The organism is Micromonospora solifontis (assembly GCF_003725545.1).
GTDB classification, from domain to species: domain Bacteria; phylum Actinomycetota; class Actinomycetes; order Mycobacteriales; family Micromonosporaceae; genus Micromonospora; species Micromonospora solifontis.
Map to the genome: position 1 here is coordinate 113375 of NZ_RJLN01000002.1, position 14486 is coordinate 127860.

Consider the following 14486-nt stretch of genomic DNA (forward strand, 5'->3'; position numbering starts at 1 on the left):
CAGGCGTTCGGAAATCCAGGATTTTGCCGCGACACGCCGACAACACGTCGTACAGATGTTTGAAAATGGCCGATCTCACCTATACGGTCAACAACGACCGGATGCGGCGTGTCGCGTCGGAGCGGTCGACAGCACCACCTGAGCACGCACCACGAGCCGACGAGGCACCCCAGCGCCGACCAGGGAGGACGGACGTGACCGAGGACCGGGCCAGCCGGCAGAAGAACCCGCAGCCGATCGACGGGGCGGGTCCGCCGGCGACCCGTCGACCCCGCACCGCGCGCAGCCGGGCGGCCCAGCCCGCCGTACGCCCGGTCACGCCGGTGGTCAGCAGCTTCCCGGATCCCACCACGGTCGACCTGACGGCCCGGCAGCGCCGGATCCTGGAGTTCATCCGCACCTGGGTGGAGCGCCACGGCTACCCGCCGAGCGTGCGCGAGATCGGCGAGGCGGTCGGCCTGGTCTCCCCGTCCAGCGTCGCCTACCAGCTCAAGGAGCTGGAGAAGAAGGGCTTCCTGCGGCGCGACCCGAACCGGCCGCGCGCCGTGGACGTCCGCGCCCCGGGCGACGCCGACGACGAGGCGGCCCGCGCCCAGCGGCCCGCCCCCGCGTACGTGCCGATGCTCGGCCGGATCGCCGCCGGTGGCCCGATCCTCGCCGAGCAGGCGGTGGAGGACATCTTCCCACTCCCCCGCGAGCTGGTCGGCGAGGGCGAGGTCTTCATGCTCCAGGTCAAGGGCGACTCGATGCTGGACGCGGCGATCTGCGACGGCGACTGGGTGGTCGTCCGGCAGCAGCCCAACGCCGAGGTCGGTGACATCGTGGCCGCCATGCTCGACGGCGAGGCGACCGTGAAGACCTACCGCCGGCGCGACGGGCACGTCTGGCTGATGCCGCAGAACCCGGCCTTCGACCCGATTCCGGGCGACGACGCCACCATCATGGGTCGTGTGGTGGCCGTGCTGCGCCGGATCTGACCAGCGACGCGCGCGACGGGTGACAGCCCCCACCGGGTCACCCGTCGCCTCGTCAGTAGCGGTCGCCCCGGTACTCCCGGCCACCGGACACCGGCCCGTACTGGCCCCGGTCGTCGTAGCCGCCCCGGTCGTCGTAGCCGTCGCCCCGCCGGCCGCGCGGGTCGCCGTGGCCCGGCTCCCGGCGCGGCGGCTCGGCCCGACCACCGCCGCCGTAGCCACCACCCGGACGGGCGCCGCCGTAGCCGCCACCACCCGGCTGGCCGCCGCGATAGCCGCCACCCTGGGAGGCTCCGCCGTAGACGCCGCCCGCCGGGCGGCCACCGCCGCCCGGCTGGCCGCCGTAGACACCGCTGCCGCGTCCGCCGTCCTGCGGACGGCCACCGCCGTACACGCCGCCCGCCGCCGGGCGGCCGGGCGCGCCGTTCGCCGACGCGCCGCCGTAGACCCCGCCACCGCCGTAGACGCCGCCGCGCGGGCCGCCGACGTCGGGCCGGTCGCCGCTCGGGAAGCCGCCGTGCGCCGGGAACTCGTCGTCGGGGCCGGCCGGTTCGGCCGGGGTCGGCTTGCGGCGGGACCGCATGATCCCGAAGATGCCGGCGCCGACCATCAGCGCGCCGATCACACCCACCGCGGCGATCAGGTACGTGATCTGGTCGAGCGAGAGCCGGTCGAACCACGACTTCTCGGCGGCCGGTTTCGCCGCCGACGCCCCGCCGTTCGGCAGCGCCTCCACGCCCTTGGTCGACGGGACGTAGCTGAGGATCTCCACCGGTTCGGTGTCGTCCAGCAGGCCGACGTCGGAGACCGTGACGAAGCTCTTGCCGTCCGGGGTGTACGAGATCGCCTCGCCGAACGTGTCGGCGAGCGGGGTCACCCGCGGCGTGCCCTTGAGCGCCCCGACGATGTCGCCGTTCGTCACGTCGTACTCGAAGGCGTCGGCGTAGGTGCGCAGGACGACCTTGCTGCCGTCCGGCGAGCGGGCCGCGCCGGTGATCGTCATCCGGCCCGGCGCGCCCAGCTTGTTGTCGGTGTTCGTCTTCGGGACGGTGACCTCGCCGACCTTCTCCATCGGCACCGGCGGGGTGTCACCCGACTTCAGCGGGCCCGAGGGCTTGAAGATCTCCGCCTTGCCGGACGGGTCCTTGGTGATGATCAGCGGCAGGTCGTCGTCCCCGACCAGCAGCGCCTCGGCGTCGTGCGGCTTCTTCTCCGGGTACGACAGCCGGTGCAGCACCGGCTTCTTCTTGCCGGTCACCGGCATGGTCCAGACGGCGATCCGCTCGCGGCGGGTCTTGCTGGTGGCGTTGTCCCCGATGTCGGCGATCCAGAGCGTCTGCTTGTCCGGCCCGAGCGCCAGGTCCTCGGTGTCGTACGGGCCGGCCCCCGAGTAGGAGACCGGCTCCTTCGCGATGCCGCACTTGGTGTCGAGGAAGAAGACCTTCTTGTGGTCGGGGTCGTCGCTGCTGTCGTTGATCACGACGTACCCGGTGCTGGTGGCGACCAGCCCGGACAGCTCGCGCAGCCGCTTGTCTTCGACGGTGCACTTCTTCTTGGGAGCCGCGACCAGCACGGGGGCCGCGGCGGGAGCCGCCACGGCGAGCCCGGCGGGGGCCACGACCGCGCCGATCAGGCCGAGCGCGATCGTGACCGAGGAGACAGCGTGCCGCATGGCGCCAAGTGTCGCACGGCTCGGGTTTCGGGCGGGTGACGCCGGACGGCTCAACCGCCGACGGCCACCCGCTCGTCCGTGGTGAGCCGGTCCCCCGCCCGGTACGGCACCAGCTCGGCGGCGAGCGCCTCGTTGACCCGTACGTGCAGAAGCGTCCCCTCCGGCAGGTGCGCGGTGCTCAGCACCTCCCCCTGCCGGTGCACCCGGGCGACCAGGTCACCCCGGTCGTACGGGAGCACGGCCCGGACCTCGACGGCCGGGCGGGGCAGACGCTGCTCGATCGCCTCGCGCAGCCCGTCGATCCCGCGCCCGCTGTGCGCGGAGACGAGGACCGCCTCCGGCCAGAGCCGCTTGAGCCGCAGCAGGGTCTCCTCGTCGGCCGCGTCGGTCTTGTTGACCACCAGCAGCTCGGGGAGCCGGTCGGCGCCCACCTCGGCGAGCACCTCGCGGACCGCCCGGACCTGCTCCTCCGGGTCGGGGTGGGTGCCGTCGACCACGTGCACCACCAGGTCGGCGTCGGCGACCTCCTCCAGCGTCGAGCGGAACGCCTCGACGATCTGGTGCGGCAGGTGCCGGACGAACCCGACGGTGTCGGAGAGTGTGTAGAGCCGCCCGTCGGGCGTGGTGGCCCGGCGGATGGTCGGGTCCAGGGTGGCGAACAGGGCGTTCTCCACCAGCACGCCCGCCCCGGTCAGGCGGTTGAGCAGGCTGGACTTGCCGGCGTTGGTGTAGCCGGCGATGGCCACCGCGGGCACCGCGTTGCGGGAGCGCCGGGCGCGCTTGGTCTGGCGTACCGTCGTCATGCTCTTGATCTCGCGGCGCAGCCGCGCGATCCGGTGCCGGATCCGGCGCCGGTCGGTCTCGAGCTTGGTCTCACCGGGGCCGCGCAGGCCGACGCCGCCGCCGGCGCCGCCACCCCGGCCGCTGCCGCCGGTCTGCCGGGAGAGGGTGTCACCCCAACCGCGCAGCCGGGGCAGCAGGTATTCGAGCTGGGCCAGCTCGACCTGGGCCTTACCTTCCCGGCTCTTGGCGTGCTGGGCGAAGATGTCGAGGATCAGGGCGGTCCGGTCGACCACCTTGACCTTGGTGCGCTGCTCCAGGTTGCGCAGCTGCGACGGGGAGAGTTCACCGTCGCAGATGACCGTGTCGGCGCCGGTGGAGAGCACCACCGAGCCGAGGTCGTCGACCTTGCCCCGACCGATGTAGGTGGCCGGGTCGGGCCGGTTGCGCCGCTGGATCAGCCCCTCGAGCACCTGCGAGCCGGCCGTCTCGGCCAGCGCCGCCAGCTCGGTGAGGCTGTTCTCGGCGTCCTCCTGCGTCCCCTCGGTCCAGACCCCCACCAGGACGACCCGCTCCAGCCGGAGCTGGCGGTATTCCACCTCGGTGATGTCGGTGAGCTCGGTGGAGAGGCCGGGGACCCGCCGCAACGCCTGCCGCTCCGACAGCTCGAACTCGCCGGTGGTGGCGTCGAGCTCGTCGTCCTCGTAGGGAAGGTAGGTCTCCTGCTCGCGCAAACCGCGTCTCCTGTCCGTTATGTCTATCGCCGGGGTATTTCCCGCGCGTATGAGCATCCTGACATGTGCCAACGCGCGGCGCACCTGCTATATGCCCGTGGCGCTACTAACTGGTAGCGGGGTCGGATGCCGGCCGAGCAGGGCGGGCGAGTAGAAATGCGAGTCGAGCCGTTCAGCGCCGACGGAGGAGTTCCACGTGGCCAACACCCGACTGCCGAGTGCCGGATTCTCGATCACGATCCGGATCGCGGTGCCCGCGGACGCCTCCTCCATCGGGCGGCTGACCACCGCGGCGGGCGAGGCCGGCGCCATCGTCACCGCGCTGGACGTGGTCGACTCCGACCCGGCTTCCGTGATTGTCGACCTCACCTGCGACACCGCCGACGCGAACCACGCCGACCAGGTGGTCGACGCGCTGACCGCGCTCGACGGGGTGGACGTCCGCAAGGTCTCCGACCGGACCTTCCTGCTGCACCTCGGCGGCAAGATCGAGGTCAGCTCGAAGGTCGCGCTGCGCACCCGCGACGAGCTGTCCCGGGCGTACACCCCGGGCGTGGCCCGGGTCTGCCAGGCGATCGCGGAGAACCCGGCCGACGCCCGCCGGCTCACCATCAAGCGGAACACGGTCGCCGTGGTCAGCGACGGCTCCGCCGTGCTCGGCCTGGGCAACCTGGGCCCGGCCGCCTCGCTGCCGGTGATGGAGGGCAAGGCGGCGCTGTTCAAGCGCTTCGGCGGGGTGGACGCCTGGCCGGTGGTGCTGGACACCCAGGACACCGACGAGATCGTCTCGATCGTGAAGGCGATCGCGCCCGCGTACGGCGGGATCAACCTGGAGGACATCGCCGCGCCGCGCTGCTTCGAGATCGAGGCCCGGCTGCGCGAGGCGCTGGACATCCCGGTCTTCCACGACGACCAGCACGGCACCGCGATCTGCGTGCTGGCCGCGCTGACCAACGCGCTGCGCGTCGTGGGCAAGCAGCTCGCGGACGTCCGGGTGGTGGTCTCCGGCGCCGGCGCGGCCGGCACCGCGATCATGAAGCTGCTGCTGCGCCAGGGCGTGGGCGACATCATCGCGTACGACCGGCAGGGTGCCCTGCACCGCGGGCTGCCCGACCTGAACCCGGCCTGGCAGTGGCTGGCGGAGCACACCAACAAGGAGAACTACTCCGGCGACCTGGCGGGGGCGGTGCGGGGCGCGGACGTCTTCATCGGGGTGAGCGCGCCGAACCTGCTCACCGGCGAGGACATCGCCACCATGGCCAAGGACGCCATCGTCTTCGCGCTGGCCAACCCGGACCCGGAGGTCGACCCGCGGGAGGCGCGCAAGCACGCCGCGGTGGTCGCCACCGGCCGCTCGGACCAGCCGAACCAGATCAACAACGTGCTGGCGTTCCCCGGCGTCTTCCGCGGCATGCTCGACGCGCACGCCGAGGAGTTCACCGAGGAGATGGCGATCGCGGCGGCCCGGGCCATCGCGGACGTGGTCGGCGAGGACAAGATCAACCCGACGGTGATCGTGCCGAGCGTCTTCGACTCCCGGGTCGCCCCGGCGGTCGCGGCGGCGGTCCGCGCCGCCGCCCAGAACCCCGCCGTCACTCCCCCGCCGGCCGCCGACCCCGGCCCCGCCGACCTCCCCGAGATCGCCGCCAACGCCAGCGCCACTCCCTGACCCGGCACCGCCCGCCACCCCGCGCCCGCGCCCGCGTGGCTGGCTGCGCCTTCGCAGCGGCCGGGGCGCGGCGATCCCGCGCCGAGCGCTCTGCGTCGCGCGGCCTTCGATGCCGCAGGGACTCCGGCGTGTCGCGGGGCCCTGGCCGAAGCCTTGATGGCGGTATCCGGCCGGCCAGCGGCGCGAACCGCGCGGGCGTCAGCGGCCGGCGGCACCTGACCGGGGGCAGCGCGGTGGGACGAAGGTGCGGCCGGGCGCCGGTTCAGGGCAGGAGGGCGGGAAGGGTGATCTCGCCGGTGGCGACCAGGACCGCGGGGCCGGAGAGCCAGCAGGAGTCGTCGGTGACCGTCACCGTGAGGCGGCCGCCCGGGACGTCCACGACGATCGTGCCGGTGTCCCGACCGGCGTCGCGCAGCGCGACCGCGGCGACCGCGCAGGTGCCCGTGCCGCAGGAGAGCGTCTCGGCCGAGCCCCGCTCGTAGACCCGCATCAGCACGTGCCCGTCGGCGCCGTCGACGGGCTCGCCGGGCGTGGTGAACTCGACGTTCACCCCGGCCGGGAAGGCCGCCGGGTCGACCTCGGGAGCCCGGGTGAGATCCAGGGCGGGCAGCTCCAGCGCGCCGGGCAGCGCGCAGACCAGGTGCGGATTGCCCACGTCCACCGCCGCGCCGGTCAGGGTCAGGCCGCCCAGGGTGGCGGTGGCCGTGTCGTACAGCCGAGGGCGCCGCATCTCCACCGCCACGTCCGCGCCCTCGACCCGGGCCCGCACCAGACCGGCGCGGGTGGCCACCGGCAGCGTCCCGCCCGACGGGGTGACCAGCCCGGCCTCCAGCAGGTAGCGCACGAAGACCCGGGCGCCGTTGCCGCACATCTCGGCGAACGAGCCGTCGGAGTTCCAGTAGTCCATGAACCACTCGGCCTCGCCGGCCAGGGCGGCGCCGTCCGGGTGCTTGGCGGCCCGCACCACGCGCAGCACGCCGTCCCCACCGATCCCGCGCCGCCGGTCGCAGAGCGCGGCGACCAGCTCGGTCGTCAGGTCGAGCGCGCCGTCCGGGTCGGGCAGGATGACGAAATCGTTGCCGGTGCCGTGGCCCTTGGTGAACTCCACGCCCCCATCATTCCCGATGCTCGGCGACCATCCGCAGCGCGGTGTCGAGAACCGCGGGCGCGGCCGAGTCCAGCCAGTGGATCCGGGGGTCGCGCCGGAACCAGGAGCGCTGCCGGCGGACGAACCGGCGGGTGGCCCGGATCGTCTCGTCGTACGCCTCGGCCTCGGTCAGCTCGCCCGCCAGGAAGCGCAGCACCTGCTGGTAGCCGAGCGCCCGGCTGGCGGTACGCCCCTCGGGCAGGCCGCGACCGACCAGGGCCCGCGTCTCAGCGACCAGGCCGTCGGCCCACATCCGGTCCACCCGCAGCGCGATCCGCTCGTCCAGCAGGGCGGTGTCCAGGTCCACGCCGAGCTGCACGGACGGATAGAACGGGGTCGGCTCGGGCAGGGACGCGGTGAACGGCGCCCCGGTCAGCTCGATCACCTCCAGGGCCCGGACGATCCGCCGGCCGTTGGTCGGCAGGATGCCGGCCGCGGCCACCGGGTCGGCCTCGGCCAGCCGGGCGTGCAGCGGGGCCGGGCCGACCGCGGCCAGCTCCGCCTCCAGCCGCTCCCGCACGGCCGGGTCGGTGCCGGGGAACTCGAACTGCTCCAGCACCGCCCGCACGTAGAGACCGGAGCCGCCGACCAGCAGCGGGACCTTGCCCCGGGCCAGGATGTCGTCGACCGCCGCGCGGGCCAGCTTCTGGTATTCGGCGACGCTGGCCGGCTCGGTCACCTCCCAGATGTCGAGCAGGTGATGCGGCACCCCCTCGCGCTCGGCCGGGGTCAGCTTCGCGGTGCCGATGTCCATGCCCCGGTAAAGCTGCATCGAGTCGGCGTTGACCACCTCCCCGTCGAGGGCGTGCGCCAGGGCGATGCTCAGCGCCGACTTGCCGGCCGCGGTCGGCCCGACCACGGCCACCACCGCGCCGGTCATGCCCGGTCCCAGTTCGCCACGAAGTAGGCAACGCCGTAGGGGGCCTCGTGGTGGCTGAGCCGGCCCCGCCAGTCGCCGCCCGCCGCCCGGACCGCGCCGGCCAGCACCTGCCAGGACGCCCGCCCGGCCACCTTCAGCTCCGCCGACAGCCCCGGGTCCAGGTCGAGCAGGGCGGCGGCGTCCGCGCCGGCAAGGGCGCGGGCCACCCCCTCGTCGTACGCTTCGGCGCGCGGGTCGTCGTAGCCGGGCGCCTGGACGCCCCGGCAGGCCGACCCGTCCCCCAGCACCAGCAACGCGGTACGCCCCGCCGGCTCGGCGGCGAGCGCCGCGCCGAAGTCGGCGCACTCGTCGGGGGTCGCGTCGGCGGCGATCGCGGCCGCCCGGCGGGGCAGTTCGGTGCCGGAGCGGCCGATCAGCCAGGCGCCGATCGTCAGGCTCAGCGGCAGCCGCTCCCCGCCGGCGCAGTTGACCTTCCACAGCCGCACGTACCGGTCGACGCCGAAGCTGCGCAGCGAGCCGTAGTCGGCGGCGTCGAACCGCTCGGTGCGGGGGCCGGCCCCGACCATCAGGATCACCTCGGGATCCGCGGCGAGCAGGCCGGCGACCGCGGCGGCGCAGGCGGCGCGGAGGTGGTCCAGCTCACCGGCCGCGGCACCGGCGACCTCGGGCACGAGCAGGGGCGGGTGGGGGCAGACGGCGGCGGCGACCAGTGGCACGGGTCCAACCTATCCGGACGCACCGGTGCGTCCCCGCGCCGATCCGGTCATCGAGGCGCTACGACACCGTATGGTCACGGTCGACGACAGGCGCTCGACACGGACGGGGGCGGACCTGTGACAATGCCGGGAGTAACTTTGCTGCGCCGTGGCGGCGATCGAGGGGGCGGCCCCGTCGACGCCGGGAGAACGAGGATGGGCACATGAGCGACTGGACTGCCTTCGGACGGGTGGACGAGGACGGCACCGTCTACGTCAAGACCGCCGAAGGTGAGCGGGTGGTCGGATCCTGGCAGGCGGGGGCCCCGGAGGAGGGGCTGGCCCACTTCGCCCGACGCTTCGCCGACCTGGTGACGGAGGTGGATCTGACCGAGGCCCGGCTCAACTCGGGCGCGGCGGACGCCGGCCACTCGCTGACCACGATCCGGCGGATCCGCGCCTCGCTTCCCGAGGCCCACGTGGTCGGCGACATCGACGCCCTGGCCACGCGCCTGGACAAGCTGGCCGCGGTGGCCGAGGAGAAGGCCGGCGAGGCCAAGGCGGCCCGGGACGCCGCCCGGGGCGAGGCCCTGGCCCGCAAGACCGCTCTGGTGGAGGAGGCGGAGAAGCTCGCCGCCGAGTCGACCGGCTGGAAGACCGCCGGTGACCGGCTCAAGGAGATCCTCGACGAGTGGAAGACCATCCGCGGGGTCGACAAGAAGACCGACGGTGAGCTGTGGAAGCGGTTCGCCGCCGCCCGCGACGCGTTCACCCGCCGCCGGGGCGCCCACTTCGCCTCCCTGGACCAGCAGCGCAAGCAGGCGCAGACGGTCAAGGAGGAGCTGGTCGCCGAGGCCGAGAAGCTGAAGGAGTCCACGGACTGGGCGATCACCGCCAACCAGCTCAAGGAGCTGATGGCCCAGTGGAAGGCCGCCCCGCGGGCGTCCAAGGAGGCCGAGCAGAAGCTCTGGGAACGGTTCCGGGCCGCCCAGGACCACTTCTTCACCCGGCGCAGCGAGGTCTTCTCCGCCCGGGACAACGAGCAGCGGGCCAACCTGGAGCGCAAGCAGGCCCTGCTCGCCGAGGCCGAGGCGCTCGACGTCGACGGCGACCCGAAGGGCGCCCAGGCGAAGCTGCGGGAGATCCAGGCCCAGTGGCACGAGGCCGGCCGGGTGCCCCGCGAGGCGGCCGCCGGGCTGGAGCGCCGGCTGCGCGCCGTGGACGACAAGGTCCGCGAGGTCATGGACTCGGCGTGGCGGCGCACCACCAAGGAGGACAGCCCGCTGCTCGCCCAGATGCGGGCGCAGGTCGCCGAGGCCGAGGAGCGGCTGGCCCGCGCCCAGGCCGCCGGTGACGCCCGCCGGATCAAGGAGGCCGAGCAGGCGCTCGCCTCGAAGCGGCAGTTCCTCCAGTTGGCCGAGCAGACCAGCTGACCTGACCGACCCCGGCAGCCCCCGGTCCCCTGACGGGACCGGGGGCTGCCGCGTGTTGACGCATCGAGGCGAGCTGATCAGAATGGGCGACGGAGCCAGGTTCCGGCACCGGCACGAGGGCACCGACGGCTGATCCCGCCGTCGGGCGGCGCCGGTGCTCCCTTCGCGAGTGGCCGTCCACGTGGCACGGCCCGGCGCGCGCTGTCCGCGTACTCGATGACGAGCGGGCCGTCTCTCCCTGGTCTCACCGGCCGCGGCGGTCGCCCGCCGCGGGCATCCGAAGTGGAGCAACAATGCACCGACCCACCGCCGTCGGCGGCGCGCTCGCCGCGCTCGCCACCGCCGCGGCCGGCGTCCTCGTCGCCGCCGCCGTCAGTACCACCCCGGCCGCCGCCGCCACCGGCGGGACCGGCACCGGCTACCTGCACACCAGCGGCAACAAGATCGTCGACAGCACGGGAGCCACGGTCCGGCTCACCGGCATCAACTGGTTCGGCATGGAGACCGACAACAAGACCTTCCACGGTCTGTGGTCCAGCAATCCGTGGCGCAGCCAGCTCGACACCATGGCCCGGCTGGGTTACAACACGCTGCGCATCCCGTGGTCGAACGACGCGGTGAAGCCGGGCGCCACGGCCACCGGGATCAACGACTTCGTCAACCCGGACCTGGTCGGGCTCTCCCCGCTGCAGATCCTGGACAAGGTCATCGACTACGCGGGCAGCAAGGGGATGCGGGTCATCCTGGACCGGCACCGGCCGACCGCGGCCGGGCAGTCCCCGCTCTGGTACACCTCCACGGTCTCCGAGGCGACCTGGATCGCCGACTGGAAGATGATGGCCCAGCGGTACGCGAACAACCCGACGGTGATCGGCGCGGACCTGCACAACGAGCCGCACGCCGAGGGCACCAACCCGGCCGCCACCGGGGCCTGCTGGGGCTGCGGCGACACCACCCGGGACTGGCGACTGGCCGCCGAGCGGGCCGGCAACGCGATCCTCGGGGTGCAGCCGAACTGGCTGATCTTCGTGGAGGGCGTCAGCTGCCCGAGCGGCGGCCTGTCGAACGTCTGGGACAACGACCCCAGCAACGACGAGGACTGCGGCTGGTGGGGCGGCAACCTCTCCAAGGCCGGGCAGTTCCCGGTCCGGCTGAACGTGGCCAACCGGCTGGTCTACTCGCCGCACGAGTACGCCACCTCGGTCTACCACCAGGCCTGGTTCGACGACCCGACCTACCCGGCGAACATGCCGGCGATCTGGGACAAGTACTGGGGCTACCTCTACAAGCAGAACATCGCGCCGATCATGATGGGCGAGTTCGGCACCACGCTGCAGGACCCGAAGGACAAGATCTGGCTGCAGAACCTGATGGCGTACACCGGGACCGGGGTGAACGGGATGTCCTTCACCTACTGGTCGTGGAACCCGAACTCGGGTGACACCGGCGGCATCGCGAACGACGACTGGACCACGATCAACCAGGCCAAGCAGGACATCCTCCAGCCGTACCTGATCCCGCCGGCCGGTGGCGGCACGACCACCAGCCCGTCCGCGACCGGCACCCCGAACACCTCGCCGGGTCCGACCACGCCGGCCCCGACCACGCCCGCCCCGAGCGGGGGCTGCACGGCGACCTACAAGCAGGTCAACGCGTGGCAGGGCGGCTTCCAGGGCGAGCTGACGGTGACGAACAGCGGCACCGGCACGGTGAGCCCGTGGTCGGTGACCTGGACCTGGCCGTCCGGGGTGACCCTGGCCAGCGGCTGGAACGCCACGGTCACGCAGTCCGGCACCACGGTCACCGCCGCCGCCCCGGACTGGGCGAAGGCACTCGCACCGGGCGCCTCGGTGACCATCGGCTTCACCGCCAACGGCACGGCCTCCGCGCCCGCGTCCGTGAAGCTCAACGGCACCGCCTGCTGAGTAAGGAGGGGCCCCTTTTTAACAGACGTCTGTTAAAAAGGGGCCCCTCCTTACACCCCGGCGCAGCCGCCGGTGGGCGCGGGCGCCGCGGCCGGCGCGCCGATCGTCGGCAGCCCCAGCAGCACCCCGGGGGTACGCGGGGCGCGCCCCGCCTCGGCGGCGTCGCCGGCCCGGGTCCGCCGGTGCGACAGCGGCTCCCCGTCGGCGTTGAGGTGGTGCGGGGCGGCGTACGTGACGGTGGTGTGCACGATGTCGCCGGGGCGGATCTGCCCGGCCAGCGAGCCGGCGTCGCCGAGCTGGCCGTTCGCTCCGGCTGCGCCGGTCGCGAAGTGCACCAGGCGGCCGTCGCGGGCCCGGCCGGACATCCGGCCGGTGCGCTCGTCCTTGCGCCCCTCGCCGACGGCGACCAGCACCTCGACCGTTTCGCCCACGAGCTTCTTGTTCTCCGCCCAGGTGATCTCCTCGACCGTGGCGATCAGCCGCTCGTAGCGCTCCTGCACGACCTGCTTGGGCAGCTGACCGTCCATGGTCGCCGCCGGGGTGCCGGGGCGCTTGGAGTACTGGAAGGTGAACGCCGAGGAGAAGCGCGCCTCGCGGACCACGTCGAGGGTGCGCTCGAAGTCCGCGTCGGTCTCGCCGGGGAAGCCGACGATGATGTCGGTGGTGATCGCCGCGTCCGGCATCGCCGCCCGGACCTTCTCGATGATGCCCAGGTACTTCTCCGACCGGTACGAGCGGCGCATCGCGCGCAGCACGTCGTCGGAGCCGGACTGCAGCGGCATGTGCAGCGAGTGGCAGACGTTCGGCGTCTCGGCCATCGCGGCGATCACGTCGTCGGTGAAGTCCTTCGGGTGCGGGCTGGTGAACCGCACCCGTTCCAGGCCCTCGATGTCGCCGCAGGCCCGCAGCAGCTTGCCGAACGCGTACCGGTCGCCGAACTCGACGCCGTAGGAGTTGACGTTCTGCCCGAGCAGGGTCACCTCCAGCACGCCCTCGTCGACCAGGGCACGCACCTCGGACAGGATGTCGCCGGGGCGGCGGTCCTTCTCCTTGCCGCGCAGGGAGGGCACGATGCAGAACGTGCAGGTGTTGTTGCAGCCGACGGAGATCGACACCCAGCCGGCGTACGTCGACTCGCGCCGGGTGGGCAGCGTGGACGGGAACACGTCGAGGGATTCGAGGATCTCCACCTCGGCGGCGGTGTTGTGCCGGGCCCGCTCCAGCAGCACCGGCAGCGAGCCGATGTTGTGCGTGCCGAAGACGACGTCCACCCAGGGGGCCTTGCGGACGATCTCGCCGCGGTCCTTCTGGGCCAGGCAGCCGCCGACCGCGATCTGCATCCCCGGGTGCTTGTCCTTCACGGGGCGCAGATGACCCAGGTTGCCGTAGAGCCGGTTGTCGGCGTTCTCCCGGACGGCGCAGGTGTTGAACACCACCACGTCGGGCTGCTCGTCGGCCTCGGCGGCGCGCACGTAGCCGGCCGCCTCGAGCAGGCCGGAGATGCGCTCGGAGTCGTGCACGTTCATCTGGCAGCCGTACGTTCGCACCTGGTAGGTGCGCGGGCTGCCCGCGGCTGCGGTAGTCATGACCCGGACAGCGTATCCGGGCCGAGCTGGTCGGAACGAACGAGGAGGAGCCGTGTGCCGGAGCATCAAGACCCTTCGTGAGCCGTACGTCCCGGTGGTCACCGAGGAGGACATCCGGGCGGCCGCGTTGCAGTACGTCCGGAAGATCTCCGGGTTCCGTACCCCCGCCGCGCACAACGCCGCCGCGTTCAACGCGGCGGTGGACGCGGTGGCCGCCGCCACCGCGACCCTGCTGGACCAGTTGGTGGTCCGCGGCCAGCAGTCCGCCGCCAACTCCTGACCCTGGCCCCGACCGCCGGCCGTGGCGCGGCCGTCGGCCGTGGGGCGGCCGTCGGCCGTGGGGCGGCCGTCGGCCGTGGGGCGGCCGTCGGCCGTGGGGCGGCCATCGGGCGCCGGGGCCGGTTTGCGTCAGTTCGCGGCTTCCCGCGGCGAGCAGACCCCGGCATACCGCAACGCGGGCGTCCATCGGGCGGGGCGGCCCGCGGGCCGGGCGTGGCCTCGATCAGGCGGCGGCCAGGGCCGGTTCGACCGAGTCGGGCGCCCAGCGTGAACGGTGGCACTGCGACCAGCCCCGACAGCCGGGGTGCGACAGGGTGCAGAGTCGCTGGTCGCTGAGCACCTCGCCGTCGTCGGTCTCGACCACGGCGAAGTGCACCGGGCGGATCGTGCCGTCCGGGGCGACCAGCAGGTGCCGCCCGGCGTCGAGGGTGTCGTCGCGCATCAGGCAGTTGCGGTCCAGCAGCCGGGCCAGCGCCCCGATGCTGGGCAGCTCGGGCAGGTTCTCGGGCACGCCGTAGCAGTCGACCATGGTGCCGTACACCCCGGGCGCCTCCCAGACGTCGCAGACCACCGCGTACGCGGGAAGTCGGGCCGGGTCGGCGACGGCGAGCGGCATCACCACCCGGCCGAGCGCCTCGGCCAGCGCCGGGTAGACCTCCACGGGCGCCGCGCCGTCGATTCTCCAGTTCCACAGCTCGGTCATGCCGCCTCC

The 14486-nt window shown here is 73.3% G+C and carries 12 protein-coding genes; 5 read left to right on the plus strand and 7 right to left on the minus strand.

Features of this window, described 5'->3' with window-relative positions:
* Window positions 1–194: 194 nt before the first annotated feature.
* Window positions 195–977, plus strand: a complete 783-nt coding sequence (gene lexA / locus EFE23_RS01395) for a transcriptional repressor LexA (protein WP_123239014.1) — start codon at window positions 195–197, stop codon at window positions 975–977.
* A 52-nt stretch (window positions 978–1029) separates the two neighbouring features.
* Here lexA and EFE23_RS01400 read toward each other — a convergent pair whose 3' ends face one another.
* Window positions 1030–2646, minus strand: a complete 1617-nt coding sequence (locus tag EFE23_RS01400; RefSeq protein ID WP_123239015.1) for a hypothetical protein — start codon at window positions 2644–2646, stop codon at window positions 1030–1032.
* Window positions 2647–2696: 50 nt separating this feature from the next.
* Window positions 2697–4160: a GTPase HflX gene (gene hflX / locus EFE23_RS01405; protein WP_123239016.1), complete on the minus strand. Its 1464-nt coding sequence runs from the start codon at window positions 4158–4160 to the stop codon at window positions 2697–2699.
* Between the two features lie 196 nt (window positions 4161–4356).
* On the opposite strand from hflX, the gene EFE23_RS01410 reads away from it, so the two are divergent.
* Complete coding sequence (locus EFE23_RS01410; protein WP_123239017.1) at window positions 4357–5829, plus strand: NAD-dependent malic enzyme; 1473 nt, start codon at window positions 4357–4359, stop codon at window positions 5827–5829.
* Between the two features lie 262 nt (window positions 5830–6091).
* On the opposite strand, the gene dapF is transcribed toward EFE23_RS01410, so the two are convergent.
* The 3 genes from dapF to EFE23_RS28100 are packed head-to-tail and all read right to left on the minus strand — an operon-like array spanning window position 6092 to window position 8572.
* Window positions 6092–6937: a diaminopimelate epimerase gene (gene dapF / locus EFE23_RS01415; RefSeq protein ID WP_123239018.1), complete on the minus strand. Its 846-nt coding sequence runs from the start codon at window positions 6935–6937 to the stop codon at window positions 6092–6094.
* 7 nt (window positions 6938–6944) lie between these two features.
* The gene (miaA, locus tag EFE23_RS01420) at window positions 6945–7856 is read right to left on the minus strand and encodes a tRNA (adenosine(37)-N6)-dimethylallyltransferase MiaA (RefSeq protein WP_233600814.1); all 912 of its coding nucleotides are present in this window, start codon (window positions 7854–7856) and stop codon (window positions 6945–6947) included.
* Window positions 7853–8572, minus strand: a complete 720-nt coding sequence (locus EFE23_RS28100; RefSeq protein ID WP_123239019.1) for a class III extradiol ring-cleavage dioxygenase family protein — start codon at window positions 8570–8572, stop codon at window positions 7853–7855. Before EFE23_RS28100 ends, miaA begins: the two co-directional genes overlap by 4 nt.
* Window positions 8573–8775: 203 nt before the next feature.
* Between EFE23_RS28100 and EFE23_RS01430 the strand changes: the two genes are divergently transcribed.
* Window positions 8776–9984, plus strand: a complete 1209-nt coding sequence (locus EFE23_RS01430; RefSeq protein WP_123239020.1) for a DUF349 domain-containing protein — start codon at window positions 8776–8778, stop codon at window positions 9982–9984.
* A 293-nt stretch (window positions 9985–10277) separates the two neighbouring features.
* Window positions 10278–11909, plus strand: coding sequence for a cellulase family glycosylhydrolase (locus tag EFE23_RS01435; protein ID WP_123239021.1), 1632 nt, complete (start codon window positions 10278–10280; stop codon window positions 11907–11909).
* Window positions 11910–11959: 50 nt separating this feature from the next.
* Here EFE23_RS01435 and miaB read toward each other — a convergent pair whose 3' ends face one another.
* On the minus strand, window positions 11960–13495 hold the full coding sequence (miaB, locus tag EFE23_RS01440; protein WP_123239022.1) for a tRNA (N6-isopentenyl adenosine(37)-C2)-methylthiotransferase MiaB: 1536 nt from the start codon (window positions 13493–13495) through the stop codon (window positions 11960–11962).
* Between the two features lie 52 nt (window positions 13496–13547).
* On the opposite strand from miaB, the gene EFE23_RS01445 reads away from it, so the two are divergent.
* A complete protein-coding gene (locus EFE23_RS01445) occupies window positions 13548–13775 on the plus strand; it encodes a DUF2277 family protein (protein ID WP_123239023.1) in 228 nt (75 codons plus the stop codon).
* A 222-nt stretch (window positions 13776–13997) separates the two neighbouring features.
* Here EFE23_RS01445 and EFE23_RS01450 read toward each other — a convergent pair whose 3' ends face one another.
* A complete protein-coding gene (locus EFE23_RS01450; protein WP_123239024.1) occupies window positions 13998–14477 on the minus strand; it encodes a hypothetical protein in 480 nt (159 codons plus the stop codon).
* Window positions 14478–14486: the final 9 nt, after the last annotated feature.

What these genes read in the sequence shown, in the direction of transcription:
- EFE23_RS01430 (WP_123239020.1), top strand. Translation starts at nt 8,776, where the DNA reads ATGAGCGACTGGACTGCCTTCGGACGGGTGGACGAGGACGGCACCGTC.
- miaB (WP_123239022.1), bottom strand. Translation starts at nt 13,495, where the DNA reads ATGACTACCGCAGCCGCGGGCAGCCCGCGCACCTACCAGGTGCGAACG.
- EFE23_RS01450 (WP_123239024.1), bottom strand. Translation starts at nt 14,477, where the DNA reads ATGACCGAGCTGTGGAACTGGAGAATCGACGGCGCGGCGCCCGTGGAG.
- EFE23_RS01435 (WP_123239021.1), top strand. Translation starts at nt 10,278, where the DNA reads ATGCACCGACCCACCGCCGTCGGCGGCGCGCTCGCCGCGCTCGCCACC.
- miaA (WP_233600814.1), bottom strand. Translation starts at nt 7,856, where the DNA reads ATGACCGGCGCGGTGGTGGCCGTGGTCGGGCCGACCGCGGCCGGCAAG.
- EFE23_RS01400 (WP_123239015.1), bottom strand. Translation starts at nt 2,646, where the DNA reads ATGCGGCACGCTGTCTCCTCGGTCACGATCGCGCTCGGCCTGATCGGC.